This is a genomic window from Agromyces sp. GQ35, from assembly GCF_059758475.1.
On the sequence record NZ_JCAXEO010000001.1, the window covers coordinates 2,505,363 to 2,522,244 of the forward strand.

Consider the following 16,882-nt stretch of genomic DNA (forward strand, 5'->3'; position numbering starts at 1 on the left):
GCGACGGTGTGCACGGAGTGTGCGCGGCGAATCTGCCTCAGCCGTGCCGCCGGTGCGGCACGTATCTCGGGATCCAGCGCCAGAGCACCGCGGCGCCGACGAGGCCGAGCACCCCCACGACGACGTTCGCGGCCATGATCGAGACGACCGACGTCACCGCCGCGATCGCGAGCGGCGCGCCCGCCCCGCCGGCGTCGGCGATCATGCGGAAGGCGCCCAGGAACGGCGCAGGGCCCGACTTCGGCGCGAGGTCGGCGCCGAGGGTCATGATGATGCCGCTCGTGATGCCGTTGGCGAGGCCGAGCCAGACCGCGATCAGCGTGAACCAGAGCACGTTCGACGGCAGGTCGTGCGTGAAGGCGAGGGCGATGTGACCGGCGGCCATGCCGAGCGTGCCGGGAATGGCGCTCCAGAGCCGGCCGAAGCGATCCATGAGCTGCCCGCTCGCGTAGAAGAGCGCGAAATCGAGCGTGCCCGAGATGCCGATCACGAGCGCCGCCTGTTCGGCCGGCATGTCGATCGAGATCGACCAGAGCGGCAACATGACGGTGCGGCTCACGCGGATCGCCGAGAGCAGCCCGACCCCGGTGCCGATGCGGGCGAGCACGCCGCGGTTCTCCCTGATCGCACGGAACACGCTCGCCGACGACCTCGCTGCCGCCTCGCGCTCACCGGCGGTGAGCGGCTCGCCCGAGGCATCCGTCGCCGTCGTCGGCGAGTCCGAAGCAGCGGAGGCCTCCCGCGCGAGCTTCGCCGCACCGAACACTCGCTCGGGGTCGGGCAGCAGCACCAGCACGCAGATGACGGCGAAGCACGCGGCGACGAGCACCCAGAACACGGTCTCGGTCGACGCCGACCACGCGATGATCGCGGCGGCGACGAACGGACCGATCGCCCAACCCGCACGGAACACGCCGCCGAGCGTCGACAGCGCCCTCGCGCGGATGCGCACCGGCACGTAGCTCGTGAGGAACGCGTGTCTGGCGAGTCCGAACACCGCGGTCGCGAGGCCGAGCAGGAAGACGCCGATGCCGAGCGCCGCGACAGTGGGGGAGACGAGGGCGATGAGCACGCCGACGACGGCGAGCAGTGCCGCGCCGATCATCGCGTTGCGCTCGCCGATGCGCGCCACGAGCCAGCCCGCAGGAAGGTCGCCGGCGAGCTCGCCGACCATGAGCATCGCCGCGACGAGCCCGGCGAGCGCGAGCGGTGCGCCGCGCTCGGTCGCCACGAGCGGGATGATCGGAATGATCGCGCCCTCGCCGAGCGAGAAGACGAGCGTCGGCAGGTACACCGGCAGGATGGTCGACCGCCACGAGAAGCGGGGCGCGGAATCGGTCATCGTTTCGACGCTACACCCGCGCCGTCGGCGGCAGCGCTACCGCGGTGCGCCACCGTATGCCGGCGCCGTCGGCGGGAGACGGGGCGACTCGCGTAGTCTGGGGAGGCCATGTTGGATCTTGACCTCACACAGGAGATCGCCGCGCTGCGATCCACGTTCCGCGACATCCGTTCCGTCGTCGATGTCGACGGCCTCCAGGCGGAGATCGAGCGATTGTCAGAGCAGGCCGGCGCGCCCGACCTCTGGGACGACACCGAGAACGCCCAGAAGGTGACGAGCGCGCTCAGCCACCGCCAGACCGAGCTCGCGCGGGTGAAGCGCATCGATGCGCAGCTCGACGACCTCGAGGTGCTCATCGAGCTCGCCAACGAGATGGGCGACGAAGACAGCGCCGAAGAGGCACGCGCCGAACTCGTCTCGTTGCAGAAGGCGATCGGCGACCTCGAGGTGCAGACCCTGCTCGACGGCGAATGGGACGACCGGCCTGCGGTCATCACCATCCGCGCCGGTGCCGGCGGCGTCGACGCAGCCGACTTCGCCGAGATGCTCATGCGCATGTACCTGCGCTGGGCCGAGCAGCACGGCCACAAGGCCACCGTCATGGACACGAGCTACGCCGAAGAAGCGGGCATCAAGTCGGCGACCTTCGAGATCGACGCTCCCTACGCGTTCGGCACGCTGAGCGTCGAGGCGGGCACGCACCGGCTCGTGCGCATGAGCCCGTTCGGTGCGGCAGGCAAGCGGCAGACGTCGTTCGCCGCGGTCGAGGTCATCCCGCTCATGGAAGAGGCGCAGGAGGTCGAGATCCCCGAGAACGACATCCGCGTCGACGTCTTCCGCTCGAGCGGCCCGGGCGGCCAGTCGGTCAACACCACCGACTCCGCGGTGCGCCTCACCCACCTGCCGACCGGCACCGTCGTGTCGATGCAGAACGAGAAGTCGCAGATCCAGAACCGCGCCGCTGCCATGCGCGTGCTGCAGTCGCGACTCCTGCTGCTGCAGAAAGAACAGGAAGCCGCCCAGAAGAAGGAGCTCGCGGGCAACATCACCGCGAGCTGGGGCGATCAGATGCGTTCCTACGTGCTCGCGCCGTACCAGATGGTCAAAGACCTGCGCACCGACTACGAAGAGGGCAACCCCTCGAAGGTCTTCGACGGTGAACTCGACGGCTTCATCGCCGCCGGCATCAAGTGGCGCAAGCGGCCCGCCGAGTAGACGAGCAGGAACTCGGCGCGTTCAGATGCGCTCGGCCTCGACGGCCGCGGCGAGTGCCGCCGGAAGACCGCCGACGAGGGCGGCGAGCCCGAGTTCGAACGAACGATCGGCGGGCTGGATGCCTCGTGCTGCCGCCTTCACGCTGCGCAGCGCCTCGGCGCGACTGAACTCCGGCGCGAGCCGGGCGGCGGTGCCCGGTGACATGATGTCGGCCGGGGCGATCGCGTCGAGCGCCGAGCCGATGATGAACGATTCGAGGGCGACGATCGCGTCGACGGCTCCGCCGACAGGCCAGCCTTCGCGCACGAATCGACGAGTGATCGACTCGTAGTTGGCGACCGCCTGCTCCTGGCCGTCGATCGCCGTGGTCGCGAGCAGCGCGATCGCCGCGGGGTGGGTGGCGAGCGCCGTGCGGTAGGAGTGAGCCCAGCGCAGCACGGCATCGGCGAGCGCGGTCTCGGGTGTGTCGAAGCCCGAGACGTCGAGCAGCCCGGCGACCCGGCCGCGCATCGCGCGCACCACATCGGCCTTGCCTGCGAAGTAGCGGTACAGCGCCGACGGATGCACCGAGAGGGAGCGCGCCAGCGCGGCCATCGTGAATCCGTCGGGTCCCGCCGTGCGCGCCAGCGCGAAGGCCGCATCGACGATCTGCTCGGCGCTCAGCACGGTCGCGCGCGGGCGACCCGCGCTGCGCTTCGCTGGAGAGGGACTCACGTGGCTCCTTCGAGGTGGTCGACGCGGGGATTCGTCGGAGAGCGGAGACGGGACTCGCGTGTGCCCGAATTTCACCACAGTACATTCGGCGAACGCCGGGAGCAGCGCTGAACGGGAACGACCTCCCCATCGCCGGATTCGCCGGCCGGTAGGGCCGCTCGTCCCGAACCTGCGGGCGGCGACACCGAATTCCGGTGTCGCTGCCCACTTTTGCCCGACCCCTGTTTAGGCTCGTTTCCGATGATCCGCTTCGACTCCGTCACCAAGACCTACCCCGGCCAGGCGAGGCCCGCCCTCAACGACATCGGGGTGGAGATCCTCCGCGGCGAGTTCGTGTTCCTCGTCGGGGCCTCGGGCTCCGGCAAGTCGAGCTTCCTCCGGCTCATCCTCAAAGAGGAGAAGCCGTCGAAGGGCGCCATCCACGTGCTCGGACAAGACCTCGGGTCGATCTCGAGCCGCAAGGTGCCCTATTTCCGGCGCGACCTCGGTGTCGTCTTCCAGGACTTCCGGCTCCTGCCGAACAAGTCGGTCTACGAGAACGTCGCGTTCACGCTGCGGGTGATCGGCAAGTCGCGCGGCTACGTGCAGTCGGCGGTTCCCGAGACGCTGAAGCTGGTCGGCCTCGACGGCAAGGGCAAGCGCATGCCGCACGAGCTCTCGGGCGGCGAGCAGCAGCGCGTCGCGATCGCCCGAGCCATCGTCAACAAGCCGCAGATCCTGCTCGCCGACGAGCCGACCGGCAACCTCGACCCGGTGACGAGCGCCGGCATCATGACCCTGCTCGAGCGCATCAACTCGAGCGGCACGACCGTCGTGATGGCCACGCACGAGGCGGGCATCGTCGACCAGATGCGTCGCCGGGTGATCGAGCTCTCGGCCGGCGACATCGTGCGCGACGAGCGCAGCGCCGGGTACGACGGGCAGACGGTTCGCGACGTGGAGTACGTGCCCGAGCAGGAGGGGCAACCGGCTGAGCCCGCTGAGCCGGCCCAGCCCGTCACCTCGGCCGCTCCGAAGGTCACCGCCGAAGTGATGCGCGATGCCGAGCCGCTCTACGTCGAGCCCGAAGCGACCGACGCCGTCACCGATGCTGCCGCCGAGATCACCGCCGCCGCCACCGGCACCATTCAGGTCGACCCCGAGCAGCTGAAGTCGAAGGAACGCGGCGGAGCCGCGGCATCCGATCACCTGACCCTCGCCGAACGGCTCGGACTCAGGGCCCCGGGAGGCCCCCGGGAAGGCGACCACGACCAAGAAGTGGGGCCGACGAAATGAGAATCGGTCTCGTGCTCTCCGAGGCGGCGAACGGCCTGCGCCGCAACGCCTCGATGGTGGTCTCCGTCGTGCTCGTCACCTTCATCTCGCTGACGTTCGTCGGCACCGCCGCGCTGCTGCAGTTGCAGATCGGCCAGATGAAGAACTACTGGTACGACCGCGCCCAGGTCGCCGTCTACCTCTGCACCGGCGTCTCGACGACCGCAGGCTGCACCGACGGCGAGGCGAGCGAAGAGCAGAAGGCCGCCATCGAAGATCAGCTGAGCTCCGACACCCTCGCCAAGTACATCGACGAGTTCTACTTCGAGGATCACGACCAGGCGTTCGCCAACTTCCAGGAGCAGTTCGCGGGCACACCGGCGGCCGACTACGTGACGCCCGAGGTGCTCAACGAGACGTTCTGGGTGAACCTCGTCGACCCGTCGCAGGCCGCGGTGCTCGTCGAGAGTCTCGCGGGCATGGCCGGCGTCGAGGGAGTGGTCGACCAACGGCGGTATCTCGACCAGATCTTCGACGTCTTGAACGCCGCGAGTTACACCGCGATCGCGATCGCGGCGATCATGCTCGTCGCGGCGGCGCTGCTGATCGCCACGACCATTCGGCTCTCGGCGTTCTCGCGGCGGCGCGAGCTCGGCATCATGCGACTCGTCGGCGCATCGAATCGGTTCATCCAGACGCCCTTCGTGCTCGAGGGGGTGTTCGCAGGGCTCATCGGATCGCTGCTCGCGGGCGGTGCGGTGGTGGCCATCGTGCAGGTCTTCGTGCAGGGCTATCTGGCCGACAACCTGTCGTTCACCTTCGTCGACCTCACCGACGCCCTCATCGTCGTGCCGCTCCTGATCATCGTCGGGGTGCTGCTGGCGGCGGCTTCCGCCGGGATTGCGATCACCCGCTACCTCAAGGTCTGAGTTCCGACGAGCCGAGTCTCGAACGTCCGAGTCCGGCGAACGGATGTCGCGGCATCCGCTAGACTGAACGGCTGCCCCGGATGCACCGGGGCTCCGCTATCGAAGCAAGGAGCTGCTCGTGCCCAGGGAGACCGGTCAGAAGGTCGTGGCGACCAACCGCAAGGCGCGCCACGACTACACGATCGAAGACACCTACGAGGCCGGCATCGTCCTGACCGGCACCGAGGTGAAGTCGTTGCGCGAGGGCCGGGCGTCGCTCGTCGATGGGTACGCGTTCCTCGAGGGCGGCGAGATGTGGCTCGATGCCGTGCACATCCCCGAGTACACCGAGGGCACGTGGAACAACCACGCTCCGCGGCGCAAGCGCAAGTTGCTGCTGCACAAGCAGGAGATCGTGAAGATCAGCCACCGCACGAGCCAGGGCGGGTACACCCTCGTGCCGTTGCAGATCTACTTCTCGAACGGTCGCGCCAAGGTCGAGATCGCGGTCGCCAAGGGCAAGCGCGAATTCGACAAGCGTCAGGCGCTGCGCGAACGCCAAGACAAGCGCGAGGCCGATCGGGCGATCGCGAGTCGGCGGAACCTGGGCGACTGATGCTCGGGGTCGTGCGTCGACGACGGGGGTAGGCTCGTCGCGATGGAGACCTCGACACGCATCCCGGTTCCCGGCACGTACAACTTCCGCGATGTCGGCGGCTTGCCCGCGCAGAACGGAACGGTACGCGACGGCGTGCTCTACCGCTCGGACGGGCTGCACCGTTTGGGTGAATCCGGCCGCGCTGCGCTGCGCGGCCTCGACATCGGCATCGTGATCGACCTGCGCGACGAGAACGAGGCGGCGATGATGCCCGACGACCTCGGGGATCTCGATCTCGAGGTGCTGCGCCTGCCGGTCTTCGAGGGTTCCGGCGCATCTCAAGGTGCCGCGGGCATCTCCCTCGAGGCGCTCTACGAGCGCATCGTCACCCAGCACGCCGCAGTCGTCGTGTCGGCGTTGCGCGAGATCTCGAGTGCCGGCGATCGCGCCGTCGTGGTGCACTGCACCGCGGGCAAGGATCGCACGGGAATCGTGGTCGCCCTCGCGCTGCTCGCCGTCGGCGCCGACCGCGAATCGGTCGTCGTCGACTACGCCTCCACCGAGGCCAACCTCGCGGGGGAGTGGCTCGAAGAGATGGTGGGCCTCGTCATGCGCTACGGCGTGCCCGACAGTCCGGGGCTGCGCACGCTCATGGGAGGCAGCCCCCGCGATGCGATCGAGGGCGTCATCGAGATCGTCGAGCGCGATCACGGCTCGGTGCGCGACTACCTGCTCGCGTCGGGACTCAGCCTCGCTGAACTCGCCGCACTCGAGACCCTGCTCGTCGATCCGAGCTGATTCCGCACGGCGGTCTCGTGCTGATCGAGCTGCTCACGCGGCTTCGGCGGTGAACCTCGCCTCGACCGATGCAGCGATCACGAGTTGCGCCGGCGTGAACTGCGCCGGGCCGCCGCCGGCCAGGTCGGCTGAGGCGCGCATGGCGTACATCCGTTCGCCGGAGCCCCCCTGCGGTACCGGCTGCGCGGTGAGCAGGCCGGTGTCGGCGAGTTCCGCGGGGGCCGGGGCGCCGAGTCCGAGCGCCGCGGCGTACACGGCCGCCTTGGCGACCGCGTCGGCGACGGCGGCGCGCTGGGCGAGCTCCTGCGTGCGCTTGCGCGTGGCATCCGTCAATCGCCAGTCGATGCCGCCGACCCCGATGAACTCGCCGAGCGAGACGGTGCTGACCCACTCGCCGAGGCGCTCGAGGTCGGTGAAGACGACCTCGACGTCGGCGTTGGCCTGGTGCACGACGGGCAGTTGCCTGCCTTCGTTGTTCCAGGGGCGGTGCGATGAAACGCGGAGCTGGCCGGCAGACCACACGTCGAGTACGCCGGATGCCTCGAGCCCGCGGATTCCCTCGACGAGACGCTCGTGCGCCTCCGCTGTGCGGGCAAGGGTCGCGTCGCGCTCGGCGCCCGATGCGCCGACGGTCAGCGACACAGCCCCGAGCTCGGGCGCGATGCGCTCTTCGGCGGTGCCGCGTACGGCGATGACGGTTGTCACATGGACCTCCAGATCGACCCGCTCGGGAATGGCGGAGCGGCCGCGCCTGTTCTAGACTGTAAGGCCGGGTACAGGTCGTGACAACGACAGGTGCCCGGGAATTGAGAACTCCACAGTGTGCGACAACGGCCCGCCAGGCTCATGGCTCAGTTTCGACTGAGCGAACAGCCACGGCGCGACATGGGGATGATCGGTTTCGACATCGTCTGCGAACCCACGAGAAGCGGGCCGAGGATCCAGGGTTATCTCGTAAACGATCTCTGGAAAACAATAAGTGCCAATTCAAAGCGCACTGACTTCGCCCTCGCTGCTTAAGCGAGCTCGATAGTCCGTCAGCCCGCGGGTCTGTTCCTGCCCCGGTAGCTGGCGTCATTTAGGGAACTTGCTGCGTGTCGTCGCCTGAGCGACGCGCGGGACTTTCTTCAGGCTGGGCTCGTCGACCTAGGCGCCTGTGGCAAAGGTCGGGGCCGAGCAGAACGCTTTCACAGGCTGCGCCCGGAGAAGGCGTGGAATTACAGCGATGGACGGGGGTTCAATTCCCCCCATCTCCACCATCGGCCGTTGTTGCACAGTGTGGCCTGAAGGCCCGGAATCATGCGGAAGTTCTCGTGTGAACCGGGCCTTCTTCAATTGGCAACCGCGGCGTTTGCCCACACTTTGCCCACATTCGCTGCGAGAGCACCGGTTTCGAGGCGTTCAGCGACCGCATCGAGATCGTCCTCGAAGAGGTCGGCGTACGTGTCGAGCGTCATCGCCGCTGACTTGTGACCGAGCATCCTCTGCACCGCCTTGACGTGTGCGCCTGAACTGATCGCGAGGCTCGCCGCCGTGTGTCGGAGGTCGTGCGGTGTGAGCCGTTCGATGCCCGCCTCCGTGAGTGCCGACAGGAACCATGAGGAGGTGCCCGCGCTGGTCTTCGGACGCCGGAGGAACGCGCCTGCCGCGTCGGAGAATACGAGGTCATCCGGTGCCTTCTCTTCGCACAGGCGCGCGAGGGGTTCGGCGAGGAACGGCGGGAACGGCACGGCACGCTTCTCCCAGTTCTTCGGTGGGCCGACTCGGATCACCCCGTCTACCTCGACCGCGGCCTGATTCACGTGTAGACGACGACGGAGCATGTTGAGATCGCGAACTCGGAGCCCGATGGCCTCACCCCACCTCAGGCCGCTGTATGCCAGCAACACCACGAGCGTCGCGTGGAGTGGGTTCGCCGTCGATTCCGCGAACCGGACGACCTCCGCGTGCGTGAGGTAGCGGCGCTGCTTCTTTGTCTCCTTCCGTGGCAGGTTGTCCGCACCCCGTGCGACGTTCTTCGGTATTCGCCCGTCCCTGACGGCCATGTCGAGGACACCGGCGAGAACACCGAGTGCCCGCAGTACGACGGTCGCCGAACGTGGCTTCGCTTCTTTGACCGGCACGGTCTTCCCGTAACTCTTGCTCGTTACGGACATGCCAGCGCCGAGCTCTCGAACCCACTGTTCGACGGCGCTTGGGACGATCGCGCCGACAGGGGTTGAAGCCCATCGCGGCTCGACGTGCACTCTCCATGCAACCTCGATCGAATGGTACGACGACGGCTTCAGCGCTTGCTGCTTGTTCGCGAGCCAGCCCGTGGCGAGGTCACCCACTGTTACACGGCCAGCAGTGGGGTCTACGAATTCGCCACGTGACTTCGCGACCTCTACGCCCGCGAGAAAGAGTTCTGCATCGCGCTTGGTGCGGAAGCCTCGCTTGTCGGTTTGGGCCTTGTCGGGTTTGCGGTAGCGCACCCGCCATCGTTTCCCGCTAGCCGTTGTGTACGGCGTGATTGATCCCATCAGGTCTCCTTCGTGTTGGGCTTCGTAGTCTTGGGCGGTCGCCCGCGGTTGCCGACCGGCTGGGGGAGTAGCCCGGCGTCTCGTGCTTCCCGGAGCCAGCGATCGGCGGTAGGGAGCGACACGTGAACTACATCTCTGATGTGCTGACGAGCGGGTTTCGGGATGCGTTCCGCATCGGTCGCGAGCTGGACGATGCGCTCCATGGACGGACGAATGCGTGACGGTCGCGTGTGAGTCTTTGGCTCAAACTGGGTGATTCCGGCGAAGTCTGTAGGGTCTACGTCTTCGAGAAAGGCAACGGCGAGCGCGGCGAGGTCGTCGTCGCCGAATTGTGACGCGTCTGAGATCGTGTCGGCTCCGTACGAGAAGACGGTTTTTCGAAGGAGTACGGGCCGACCGTTGCGACGTTCGGCGATGAGTTCGTATCCGACGCCGTGCTCCTTGTCCATGAGGTGCACGCCTGATAGCTCGATGCGCGGGTGAGCGCGCTCGCGGTAGGCGGGAAACAGCGGGGGTGTGCTGTCAGGGTTCTCGTTCTCACCGTCGTCTAGGTTTCGGAGCCAGTCCGGGTAGTGCGCGACGAGCACCGTCGCAGGGAAGATTTGGAAACTCACGCTGATAATCATACGGCTTGTTTAATTAACAACCAAGCGATGTGCTCGATACATGACCAACAAGATCAGACAGGCGGTAGAGGCCAAGCTTTACGCGCCACCTGAACTCGCCGCCCGACTCGGCGTGACAGTCAACAGCCTCGCGCAGATGCGTTTCAAAGGCACCGGCCCGCGTTACGTGAAGGTGGGAGCGAAGACGATCCGCTACCGCGAGAGCGATGTTGAGGAATGGCTATTGAGCCGTACCCGCACTGAAACGGCGGGGCGGTAGAACCCGTGCAAACGACAGAAACCCCGCTGATGGACACAGCGGGGTTCCCAGACACCTCGACCCTAGACGACCAGCCAGCTGAACTCGACGGGTTCGTCTACCCGGCGGAAGACGAAATGCACGAGCGCTGCATCGATTGCTTCTCCACTGGGTGGGACGCCCGCCAGCCGGAAATCGACACCCTTCGGGGCGAAGTCGACCGTGCCAACCGAACAGCCGACTACTGGTACCTCCGCGCGAACAACACCCCCGAGGAGGTAGCGGAGATCATGCGACGCCGCCTCGACCGGCACTTCATCGAGGAGGAGGAACGCTTCTTCGGGGAGGCGACATGAGCGCGGTCTACGACATCGGCCCGAACCCCTTCGATAGCAGCGGCAGCGACCCGCACGCATGGGGCCCGAACTACAAGATCGTTGACGCGGCCGACTGGTTCGCGAACGACGAGGCCGAAGAGGCACCGCTCTGGGGTCGTGGGCGCGATGTTGTTTGGTCGCCGGGGGAGTCCCTCATGATCGTTGCCCCTACCGGTGTCGGGAAGACAACGCTCGCCGGAGTGATCGTTGAAGCACTGCTTGGGCTGCGTGGCGACGTACTCAGCTACCCGGTGCGCCCGGCGTCGGGGCCGGTGTTGTACCTCGCGATGGACCGGCCTCGGCAGGTGCGCCGCGGGCTCGCCCGAAGGTTCGGTGGTATCGATCCGGCGAAGCTCCGGGGGCGGCTCATGGTGCAGTGCGGCCCGATGATGGATGACCTGCTCGCCAACCCATCGATGCTGCTGGAGATCGCGCAGGCCGTCGGTGCGTCCGTCATCGTCGTCGACAGCGTGAAGGACGTTGCCCTGCGACTTTCGGAGGATGGGACCGGCGGCTCGTACAACCGAGCGCGCCAGTTGGTGCTCGCAGCGGGTATCGAGATGATCGAGCTACACCACCAGAAGAAGACCGGCTCGGCGGGTGGCGCTCCCGACAGCATCAACGACGTGTACGGCTCCACCTGGCTCGCATCAGGCGCAGGGTCAATCGTGTTGCTGTGGGGCGCGCCCGGAGACGCCGTGGTCGAGTTCCGGCACCTGAAGTCGCCCAGCGGCGAGATACCCAAGTTCCGTGTTCTGATCGACAACGACTCCGGCGATGTCACCGTGTACGAGCGCGCCGACCCACTAGGCGAACTGGTCAGGACTGGTGGGCTAACGGCAACGGCGCTCGCGATGCTCGCCTGCGAATGCGACCGCCCCCAGCCGAACGAGATCGAGAAGGCTCGCCGCGAACTCCGTCGGCTCGTGGAATCCGGCTTGGCCGTGGTCGACGAGGTGGCGGGCGACACTCCGAGAGGCCGTGCTCAGCAAGTGTTTCGTCCCAGCGAGAGCGCCGGTGTGGCTATCCCACGCGTAAACCACGCGACTTCGACGGAGGGTGAGCCCACGCGATGAACCACGCTGCCCACGAACCCGCCAGTTTCCGGCCCACAAGTATCCACACGCGGCCCACGAGCGGCCCTCGCTACCCACAGCCCACGCTCGCCCCCCTCTTTAAGGAGGGGGAGCGTGACGTGGGAACGGTGGAAGAGCACCTCCGAAAGGGAGTTGAGATGACGAACGAAGCAATCTCCGCATGGTCAGACAACCTCGACCTCACCCCCCAGGCTCGTGCGCTGCTCGACTACGCGCTCACCGAGGAACTCGAAGGGCGGGCAATCATCGGGCACCCAGAGGTGGTCGCGATCCTCGGCGATCGGGTCGAGGAGGTACTTGCAGAACTCGAGGGCCACGGGGTGTTCGTCCGACACGGTGATCCGCCTTACGAGAGAAACCTCGTCGTCGGGCTCATCGGCTACTGGTTCCCGGAGTCGGGCGGTTCCCGGCATGAAGGAGGTACTACAACGTGAGCAACAGCACAACGGCCGTGATGCGATGCCGCATCTGCGGTCAAGAAGTCGAGGTGTCGCGGGCTGCGCTCGCGGCTCGCGGTCACGCCGCGTGTGTGTTTCGGCGCTCGCTCGTCGCGTCTGGGTCCGGTGACTTCGACACGGTGGCGGTGAGGGTTTGGGCCATGCGCACCCGCATCGCCCAGGCGTTCCGTCGGCGTGGAGGCGCATGATGAGCCCGCGGACCGAGGCGCTCGCCGAGATGCGCGAGCGGATTGCGAAGCGCGTCGAATTGCCCGAGGCTCTCTGCAGGGTATGCGGTGGCCGTGTCGCAGCAGGCACCGGTGTTCGTGTTGCTGAAGGCTGGATCGACGCGCGAAGCGTGGGGATCGAAAGGCAGAGCGACGAGCGACGAGCGGCGGCGGGCGAGCCTGTCGTGGACATGTGGCGGCGGGCACACGCGGATTGCGGCGTCGAACGCCACCAGGTGATCGCTCGTCTGACCGGCGTCGCCGACATCACCCCACGGGAGGGCGAGATGATCTCCGAACTCGATCGTCAGCGACTCTTCGCCGTGATGAACTACGGGTTCGGAGTCGAGCGCGAGGTGTCGCGACAGACGCTGCCGAAGCGCCCGTTCGAATGGGTGGACGTGGACGGCCTGAAGCGTGCCGTCGATCAAGTGCTCGCCAGCACGAGGCCGAGCCGGTGCCTCGACGGCGCATGCGGCGTCTGTGGCGTCGGCGTCAGCGTTGGCTGGACCCGCAGCCCACTCACCTGGCCGAACGGTTCACCCGCCGCGATGTGCTCGAAGTGCACGGCGACGTGGGAATCGATGGGCGAGCCGAGCGAGATCGAGCGCATGCGACTCGTCGGGCTTCGACGGTGGATTGGGCTGAACGTGCTGCCCGAGTTCGCCGAGACTTTCGGCTACCGACTCTTCGCCGAAGTCGCTACAGAAGCTGAGCGCCGGGAAGGGCACGGGAACCCTTTCGAGTACCGGCCCGACCGTCTCGCCGAGGTTCGACGGCGACACCTGCGACGACGCCCGCACCTCGCCGCGACACCGGAAGAGGAGGCGGCTGTCCGTGCCGAAGTCGACGCAGAGCGACGTGCGCTGGCCGAAAAGGCGGCGCAGGAAGCCGAGGCCGGGTTGCCGGAGTGGGAGCGGCTCGACTGGTCGAGTTGATCTACGGCACTGTAAGCCGTCTGGAACCGGCGAAGGTGAGTGATCGGACGGGTCGCCATACCCGTCGCGGATCGCAGAAAGGGGTCGAGGGCTCTTCTACCTCGGCCCCTTTCGTCTACCTGGAATCCCTGACCAGACAGGATTAATCGCAGAGCGGGCACCAGCGCTCGACTCGGACGCTTACAGGGTCCGTTGGCCCAACTACACCGGCATGTGATTCTCAGGCCCGGAGATCGGCGGCAGCGGTCGTGTCTTCCTCGATCACCTCGGCGTCGATGGTGTCGTCGAAGGGACTGGCCTCGACAGTTGGCTGAACTCCCGCGGCGATGGCTAGGCGCTGCACATACTCGGACAATTCGTCCTGGCCGGGGGTGTAGATGTCGAGCTTGGTAGGCCGATCGAGACCGTCGAGAGCGGAAGCGCGAGCGGCGACGGCGACACCGGCACGGACAGCACCGGGTTTGCCCTCGACGACATCCTTATAGCTCCGCGCCCAGAGCAGTTCCATCCGGGAGCGCCACATCGTGCGGAGCTCGTCCGACCTCGGCTCGGGCAGGGTACCCACGAACCGACGAACGGCTCGAATGCAGTTCGCGTCGTTCGCATAGCCGACCTCACGGGCGATCTGACTCCAGGTCAACCCAAGCACCCGCAGGTGCCACGCCTTCGCGGCACGCTGCATGGCGTCACCGTGAGTCTGTCTTGCTGTCCGCTTCCTGTCATTCATGCCGTCAGCTTAACCGCAGATCAGGCCAATATTCGATAGGATGGTGATGTCCTGAAACTACGGCAGGACACGCGGCGACGTTTACCGTTCGTGGATGGGCGTGGTGCATCCCTGCACTAGCCCTGGGCACTGCGCGCGGCCCCCGCTCTCACATGCTCGGGAGCGGGGAAGCGTCGCCGTCACGAGGTACGCTTGTTGCACTTTCGGCACGACGTGGCATGGTCACACTCCTCCCGGAGCCGAACCGGGTAGGGCCTCACCTTCTATATAGAGGAGACCATGATGAATCTTCGCGATGCGCTCTCATTGAACCGAGACGACGAGAACTGGGTACGGGAAACGTTCCGGGTCGTGTACGCACCGGAGCCGCCGAAGCTACCGACCGCGCCAGTCAGCGATGCTGAGCGGGATCAGGAGCGGGCTGCCCTCCGCGAGATCATCCGCCGCGAACAACCCTGGCGTACCGATCTCTAGCGACAGGGGTTCGGCGTAGCGTTTGACCGTGAGTGAACCGGAACTGCGGCCCTTGCCGCGAACACGGCGGAGCGCGCCGCCGTCATGGGCCGTGTACTTCGATGGTGCTCGCATCGGTGAGATACACGAGAAGCACCTGGGCGGCGCGAGGTTGCCGTTCTATGAGGCATTCGCGCCGCATCCGCGAACGGGTCGGATGATCTCACTCGAACTCAGCACCGACCGCGAGGAACGCATCGCGGTCGTGGTCGAATTCAGTCGGAATCCTGAGCGATATCACCAGCACTGGTAGCCGAGTCTCTTCGCGGGACCATTGCTGCGAGGCGGCTTCGCGCGGCGTCGAGGACCGCAGGCAGTTCATCGACCCGACCAATGAAATCCGCGTAGCGAAGCACGCCGTACGAGACAACGGAGTCGGCGAGGTCGAGCGCCTTGGTGATCGCAGCCGGGTCGGGCGTCACAAACTCGCCGTCCGGCGTCAGGATCGTCTGTTCGACGGAGGGCCAGCGCTTCCCGTGTGCCGACCCAGCCGACGCCCGCCATGTGCGCACCACTTCTTCCGGGTCAGCGAGGACATCATCATTCGAGCCATTCGTTGCAACTTCCTTCGCAGCGGCTGTCACAATCGCGAGGTATCCCGGGAACCGGAGTTCGGTTGCCGTGAAGCGGTCACCGAGCTGGGTGACGAGAAGGTCACGGCGCTCACGGATACCCGTCTTGCCTGCCGCGTGGTTGGCGGCCTTCCGCTGTTCGTCGAGGTCGTCAATGATGAGGCTGGCGTGACGGCGGAGGCATTCGACCGGTGTTGGCGCGCTCATGACCCAGACCGCCTGCGACGCAGCCTCCAACGCGCCGCGAGCAAGGGTTTGAGCTGGGCGAAGTGAGTGTTCGATGATCGCTTCATCACTGAACTTCAAAGGCGCCGTGTAGTTCGCCCACATCAACATATGTTCGAGGGCAGCCGCGAGGAACTGGCGGCACCACATCGACACGGGCTCCTCTGGCAACTCCACGACCACTTGCCACGCCCGCGACGGATTGACTGGGCCGCCGAGGTTGTAGAGCACATCGCTGAAGAGTCGGGCCGAGTGAGCAACCTTGACCCACGCCAGCTTGTGCTCCTCGCCGACCTCCATCAGATCGCGTTCGTCATCCATTACGCGAACCGTACTAGCAAATCGAGGCGGTCACGGTGGGAGGAAAGGGATTCTCGCTAGGGTCGCCACATGACGACATCTGCCACCGCAACTGATTGAAGCCCGTGGCATGGCTGAGCTCATCGCCGAAGCGTTCGACGAGCTGAACGAGTAGTGCCCGCAGGAAAGGGGGAGGACTGCATGGCTCTGACCAAGCAACAAGAGATGGCGCTCATTTATGAGATGGGTTCCGCGCGCTACCTTCTACGCCACGGCACGAATGTGATTCGTGAGACGACCTACGTCGAACGCACGATCGATCCGATCCTCACGTCGCTCTCTATTGGTGTCGAGAAGCTCTTGAAACTCGCGCTCGGGCTTTGGGATCTGGCGGAGAGTGGCTCGTGGCCCTCGGTTACGACGATGCAGAAGTCGTACGGACACGGTGTCGACGCGATGGACGCGCTTCTCCGTGATCGAATGCATGCCACTATCGAGACCAACGGAGCATCACAGTATGTTCGCGATCTCCTCGCGGCCGTTGAGAGTGACCCTGTGTGGCCTGTGGTCCGGCGCGCACTAGATGCATATGGCCAGTCGGGACGCTTCTACTATCTCGACATACTCGGCGAGAAGCCCCAGAGGTGGGAGAGCCCCCGCAGCCTGTGGCAAGAAGCTGAGACGGTGGCAGTCCAGAGCGACGAGGCCATCCGAAGTCTTCGCGCTCGGGCCGTCGCCGAGACCAGTCAAGCCCATTTCGACGAAGTCGTCGACCGGCTACACCATGTGATCGCCGATTCGATCGAGCGTTGGTGGGAGATGGTTGCCGTGCTAGGCAGAAATGGCGTGCTCGGGACAATGGGGAAGAATTTCGGATTCGAGGCACATCCGAATGTCGCCGGTCCACAGGTGCCGAACAGGTTCAACTAACGGTCCTCTTGAATCGCATTCCGTTAGACGAAACGATTCTCGGAATTCAGATGAGGCCGTGAAGACGATGAGCGTCTCCTCAAGCTTCGTGCAGACAAGTCGGCAGGGGTACCCCCCTCGCCCCCAGGACGCTGGTTGGCACGGTCTTAAGCCGTGCCCACGTTCTGCCCACACTCCTTTCTGATGCGAGGTGATCCGACGTGATGTGAGGACATCCATCGGGCCGCGTGATTCCGGGCTTCCTAGGCTCGTGCCCAACAACCGTGCGGAACAGGATTAGATTTCAATTCCCCCCATCTCCACCATCGGCCGTTGTCGCACACT

Annotated in this window: 21 protein-coding genes and 1 other RNA gene; 13 read left to right on the forward strand and 9 right to left on the reverse strand. The window is 66.1% G+C overall.

Annotation, left to right across the window (positions count from 1 at the left end):
- Positions 1–37: 37 nt before the first annotated feature.
- On the reverse strand, positions 38–1,342 hold the full coding sequence (locus tag AC6CH0_RS11570) for an MFS transporter (RefSeq protein WP_498100840.1): 1,305 nt from the start codon (positions 1,340–1,342) through the stop codon (positions 38–40).
- A 108-nt stretch (positions 1,343–1,450) separates the two neighbouring features.
- On the opposite strand from AC6CH0_RS11570, the gene prfB reads away from it, so the two are divergent.
- Positions 1,451–2,557 carry a peptide chain release factor 2 gene (gene prfB, locus AC6CH0_RS11575; protein ID WP_498100842.1) on the forward strand — a complete coding sequence of 369 codons (1,107 nt, stop codon included), beginning with the start codon at positions 1,451–1,453 and terminating at the stop codon, positions 2,555–2,557.
- A gap of 21 nt (positions 2,558–2,578) precedes the next feature.
- On the opposite strand, the gene AC6CH0_RS11580 is transcribed toward prfB, so the two are convergent.
- Positions 2,579–3,271, reverse strand: a complete 693-nt coding sequence (locus AC6CH0_RS11580; protein WP_498100844.1) for a TetR/AcrR family transcriptional regulator — start codon at positions 3,269–3,271, stop codon at positions 2,579–2,581.
- 240 nt (positions 3,272–3,511) lie between these two features.
- On the opposite strand from AC6CH0_RS11580, the gene ftsE reads away from it, so the two are divergent.
- The 4 genes from ftsE (at position 3,512) to AC6CH0_RS11600 (ending at position 6,829) form a co-directional block, all read left to right on the forward strand.
- Positions 3,512–4,546, forward strand: a complete 1,035-nt coding sequence (ftsE, locus tag AC6CH0_RS11585) for a cell division ATP-binding protein FtsE (RefSeq protein ID WP_498100846.1) — start codon at positions 3,512–3,514, stop codon at positions 4,544–4,546.
- Positions 4,543–5,454 carry a permease-like cell division protein FtsX gene (gene ftsX / locus AC6CH0_RS11590; protein ID WP_498100848.1) on the forward strand — a complete coding sequence of 304 codons (912 nt, stop codon included), beginning with the start codon at positions 4,543–4,545 and terminating at the stop codon, positions 5,452–5,454. The genes ftsE and ftsX overlap by 4 nt, the downstream gene beginning before the upstream one ends.
- A 118-nt stretch (positions 5,455–5,572) precedes the next feature.
- The gene (gene smpB, locus AC6CH0_RS11595) at positions 5,573–6,049 is read left to right on the forward strand and encodes an SsrA-binding protein SmpB (RefSeq protein ID WP_498100850.1); all 477 of its coding nucleotides are present in this window, start codon (positions 5,573–5,575) and stop codon (positions 6,047–6,049) included.
- A 42-nt stretch (positions 6,050–6,091) separates the two neighbouring features.
- A complete protein-coding gene (locus tag AC6CH0_RS11600; RefSeq protein ID WP_498100852.1) occupies positions 6,092–6,829 on the forward strand; it encodes a tyrosine-protein phosphatase in 738 nt (245 codons plus the stop codon).
- Between the two features lie 33 nt (positions 6,830–6,862).
- Here AC6CH0_RS11600 and AC6CH0_RS11605 read toward each other — a convergent pair whose 3' ends face one another.
- Positions 6,863–7,534 carry an SIMPL domain-containing protein gene (locus AC6CH0_RS11605; RefSeq protein WP_498100854.1) on the reverse strand — a complete coding sequence of 224 codons (672 nt, stop codon included), beginning with the start codon at positions 7,532–7,534 and terminating at the stop codon, positions 6,863–6,865.
- 182 nt (positions 7,535–7,716) lie between these two features.
- Between AC6CH0_RS11605 and ssrA the strand changes: the two genes are divergently transcribed.
- Positions 7,717–8,088: a transfer-messenger RNA gene (gene ssrA / locus AC6CH0_RS11610) on the forward strand.
- Between the two features lie 72 nt (positions 8,089–8,160).
- Here ssrA and AC6CH0_RS11615 read toward each other — a convergent pair.
- Positions 8,161–9,351: a site-specific integrase gene (locus AC6CH0_RS11615; RefSeq protein WP_498100856.1), complete on the reverse strand. Its 1,191-nt coding sequence runs from the start codon at positions 9,349–9,351 to the stop codon at positions 8,161–8,163.
- Entirely contained in the window at positions 9,351–9,965 is a 615-nt protein-coding gene (locus AC6CH0_RS11620) for a hypothetical protein (protein ID WP_498100858.1), read from the reverse strand. The genes AC6CH0_RS11615 and AC6CH0_RS11620 overlap by 1 nt, the downstream gene beginning before the upstream one ends.
- A 52-nt stretch (positions 9,966–10,017) precedes the next feature.
- Between AC6CH0_RS11620 and AC6CH0_RS11625 the strand changes: the two genes are divergently transcribed.
- The 4 genes from AC6CH0_RS11625 (at position 10,018) to AC6CH0_RS11640 (ending at position 12,123) form a co-directional block, all read left to right on the forward strand.
- Positions 10,018–10,236, forward strand: a complete 219-nt coding sequence (locus AC6CH0_RS11625) for a helix-turn-helix transcriptional regulator (RefSeq protein ID WP_498100860.1) — start codon at positions 10,018–10,020, stop codon at positions 10,234–10,236.
- Positions 10,237–10,265: 29 nt separating this feature from the next.
- A complete protein-coding gene (locus AC6CH0_RS11630) occupies positions 10,266–10,571 on the forward strand; it encodes a hypothetical protein (protein ID WP_498100862.1) in 306 nt (101 codons plus the stop codon).
- On the forward strand, positions 10,568–11,668 hold the full coding sequence (locus AC6CH0_RS11635; protein ID WP_498100864.1) for an AAA family ATPase: 1,101 nt from the start codon (positions 10,568–10,570) through the stop codon (positions 11,666–11,668). The genes AC6CH0_RS11630 and AC6CH0_RS11635 overlap by 4 nt, the downstream gene beginning before the upstream one ends.
- A gap of 158 nt (positions 11,669–11,826) precedes the next feature.
- Positions 11,827–12,123, forward strand: a complete 297-nt coding sequence (locus AC6CH0_RS11640) for a hypothetical protein (protein WP_498100866.1) — start codon at positions 11,827–11,829, stop codon at positions 12,121–12,123.
- Between the two features lie 82 nt (positions 12,124–12,205).
- Here AC6CH0_RS11640 and AC6CH0_RS11645 read toward each other — a convergent pair whose 3' ends face one another.
- Positions 12,206–12,784: a hypothetical protein gene (locus AC6CH0_RS11645; protein ID WP_498100868.1), complete on the reverse strand. Its 579-nt coding sequence runs from the start codon at positions 12,782–12,784 to the stop codon at positions 12,206–12,208.
- Positions 12,781–12,966 carry a hypothetical protein gene (locus AC6CH0_RS11650; protein ID WP_498100870.1) on the reverse strand — a complete coding sequence of 62 codons (186 nt, stop codon included), beginning with the start codon at positions 12,964–12,966 and terminating at the stop codon, positions 12,781–12,783. Before AC6CH0_RS11650 ends, AC6CH0_RS11645 begins: the two co-directional genes overlap by 4 nt.
- Before the next feature lie 37 nt (positions 12,967–13,003).
- Here AC6CH0_RS11650 and AC6CH0_RS11655 point away from each other — a divergent pair, with 37 nt between their 5' ends.
- Positions 13,004–13,291 carry a hypothetical protein gene (locus tag AC6CH0_RS11655; RefSeq protein WP_498100872.1) on the forward strand — a complete coding sequence of 96 codons (288 nt, stop codon included), beginning with the start codon at positions 13,004–13,006 and terminating at the stop codon, positions 13,289–13,291.
- Between the two features lie 220 nt (positions 13,292–13,511).
- Here the strand turns inward: AC6CH0_RS11655 and AC6CH0_RS11660 are convergent, their stop codons facing one another.
- Positions 13,512–13,973 carry a hypothetical protein gene (locus tag AC6CH0_RS11660; RefSeq protein WP_498100874.1) on the reverse strand — a complete coding sequence of 154 codons (462 nt, stop codon included), beginning with the start codon at positions 13,971–13,973 and terminating at the stop codon, positions 13,512–13,514.
- Between the two features lie 327 nt (positions 13,974–14,300).
- Between AC6CH0_RS11660 and AC6CH0_RS11665 the strand changes: the two genes are divergently transcribed.
- A complete protein-coding gene (locus AC6CH0_RS11665; RefSeq protein ID WP_498100876.1) occupies positions 14,301–14,492 on the forward strand; it encodes a hypothetical protein in 192 nt (63 codons plus the stop codon).
- Positions 14,493–14,746: 254 nt separating this feature from the next.
- On the opposite strand, the gene AC6CH0_RS11670 is transcribed toward AC6CH0_RS11665, so the two are convergent.
- Entirely contained in the window at positions 14,747–15,649 is a 903-nt protein-coding gene (locus tag AC6CH0_RS11670; protein WP_498100878.1) for a hypothetical protein, read from the reverse strand.
- 180 nt (positions 15,650–15,829) lie between these two features.
- Here AC6CH0_RS11670 and AC6CH0_RS11675 point away from each other — a divergent pair, with 180 nt between their 5' ends.
- Positions 15,830–16,558: a hypothetical protein gene (locus AC6CH0_RS11675; protein WP_498100880.1), complete on the forward strand. Its 729-nt coding sequence runs from the start codon at positions 15,830–15,832 to the stop codon at positions 16,556–16,558.
- The last annotated feature ends 324 nt before the right edge of the window (positions 16,559–16,882 follow it).

Excerpts from the sequence above, each read along its gene's own strand:
- AC6CH0_RS11570 (WP_498100840.1), bottom strand. The coding sequence starts at position 1,342 with ATGACCGATTCCGCGCCCCGCTTCTCGTGGCGGTCGACCATCCTGCCG.
- prfB (WP_498100842.1), top strand. The coding sequence starts at position 1,451 with ATGTTGGATCTTGACCTCACACAGGAGATCGCCGCGCTGCGATCCACG.
- ftsE (WP_498100846.1), top strand. The coding sequence starts at position 3,512 with ATGATCCGCTTCGACTCCGTCACCAAGACCTACCCCGGCCAGGCGAGG.
- ftsX (WP_498100848.1), top strand. The coding sequence starts at position 4,543 with ATGAGAATCGGTCTCGTGCTCTCCGAGGCGGCGAACGGCCTGCGCCGC.
- AC6CH0_RS11600 (WP_498100852.1), top strand. The coding sequence starts at position 6,092 with ATGGAGACCTCGACACGCATCCCGGTTCCCGGCACGTACAACTTCCGC.
- AC6CH0_RS11615 (WP_498100856.1), bottom strand. The coding sequence starts at position 9,351 with ATGGGATCAATCACGCCGTACACAACGGCTAGCGGGAAACGATGGCGG.
- AC6CH0_RS11625 (WP_498100860.1), top strand. The coding sequence starts at position 10,018 with ATGACCAACAAGATCAGACAGGCGGTAGAGGCCAAGCTTTACGCGCCA.
- AC6CH0_RS11630 (WP_498100862.1), top strand. The coding sequence starts at position 10,266 with ATGGACACAGCGGGGTTCCCAGACACCTCGACCCTAGACGACCAGCCA.
- AC6CH0_RS11635 (WP_498100864.1), top strand. The coding sequence starts at position 10,568 with ATGAGCGCGGTCTACGACATCGGCCCGAACCCCTTCGATAGCAGCGGC.
- AC6CH0_RS11640 (WP_498100866.1), top strand. The coding sequence starts at position 11,827 with ATGACGAACGAAGCAATCTCCGCATGGTCAGACAACCTCGACCTCACC.
- AC6CH0_RS11650 (WP_498100870.1), bottom strand. The coding sequence starts at position 12,966 with ATGCGCTCGATCTCGCTCGGCTCGCCCATCGATTCCCACGTCGCCGTG.
- AC6CH0_RS11660 (WP_498100874.1), bottom strand. The coding sequence starts at position 13,973 with ATGCAGCGTGCCGCGAAGGCGTGGCACCTGCGGGTGCTTGGGTTGACC.
- AC6CH0_RS11665 (WP_498100876.1), top strand. The coding sequence starts at position 14,301 with ATGAATCTTCGCGATGCGCTCTCATTGAACCGAGACGACGAGAACTGG.
- AC6CH0_RS11670 (WP_498100878.1), bottom strand. The coding sequence starts at position 15,649 with ATGGATGACGAACGCGATCTGATGGAGGTCGGCGAGGAGCACAAGCTG.
- AC6CH0_RS11675 (WP_498100880.1), top strand. The coding sequence starts at position 15,830 with ATGGCTCTGACCAAGCAACAAGAGATGGCGCTCATTTATGAGATGGGT.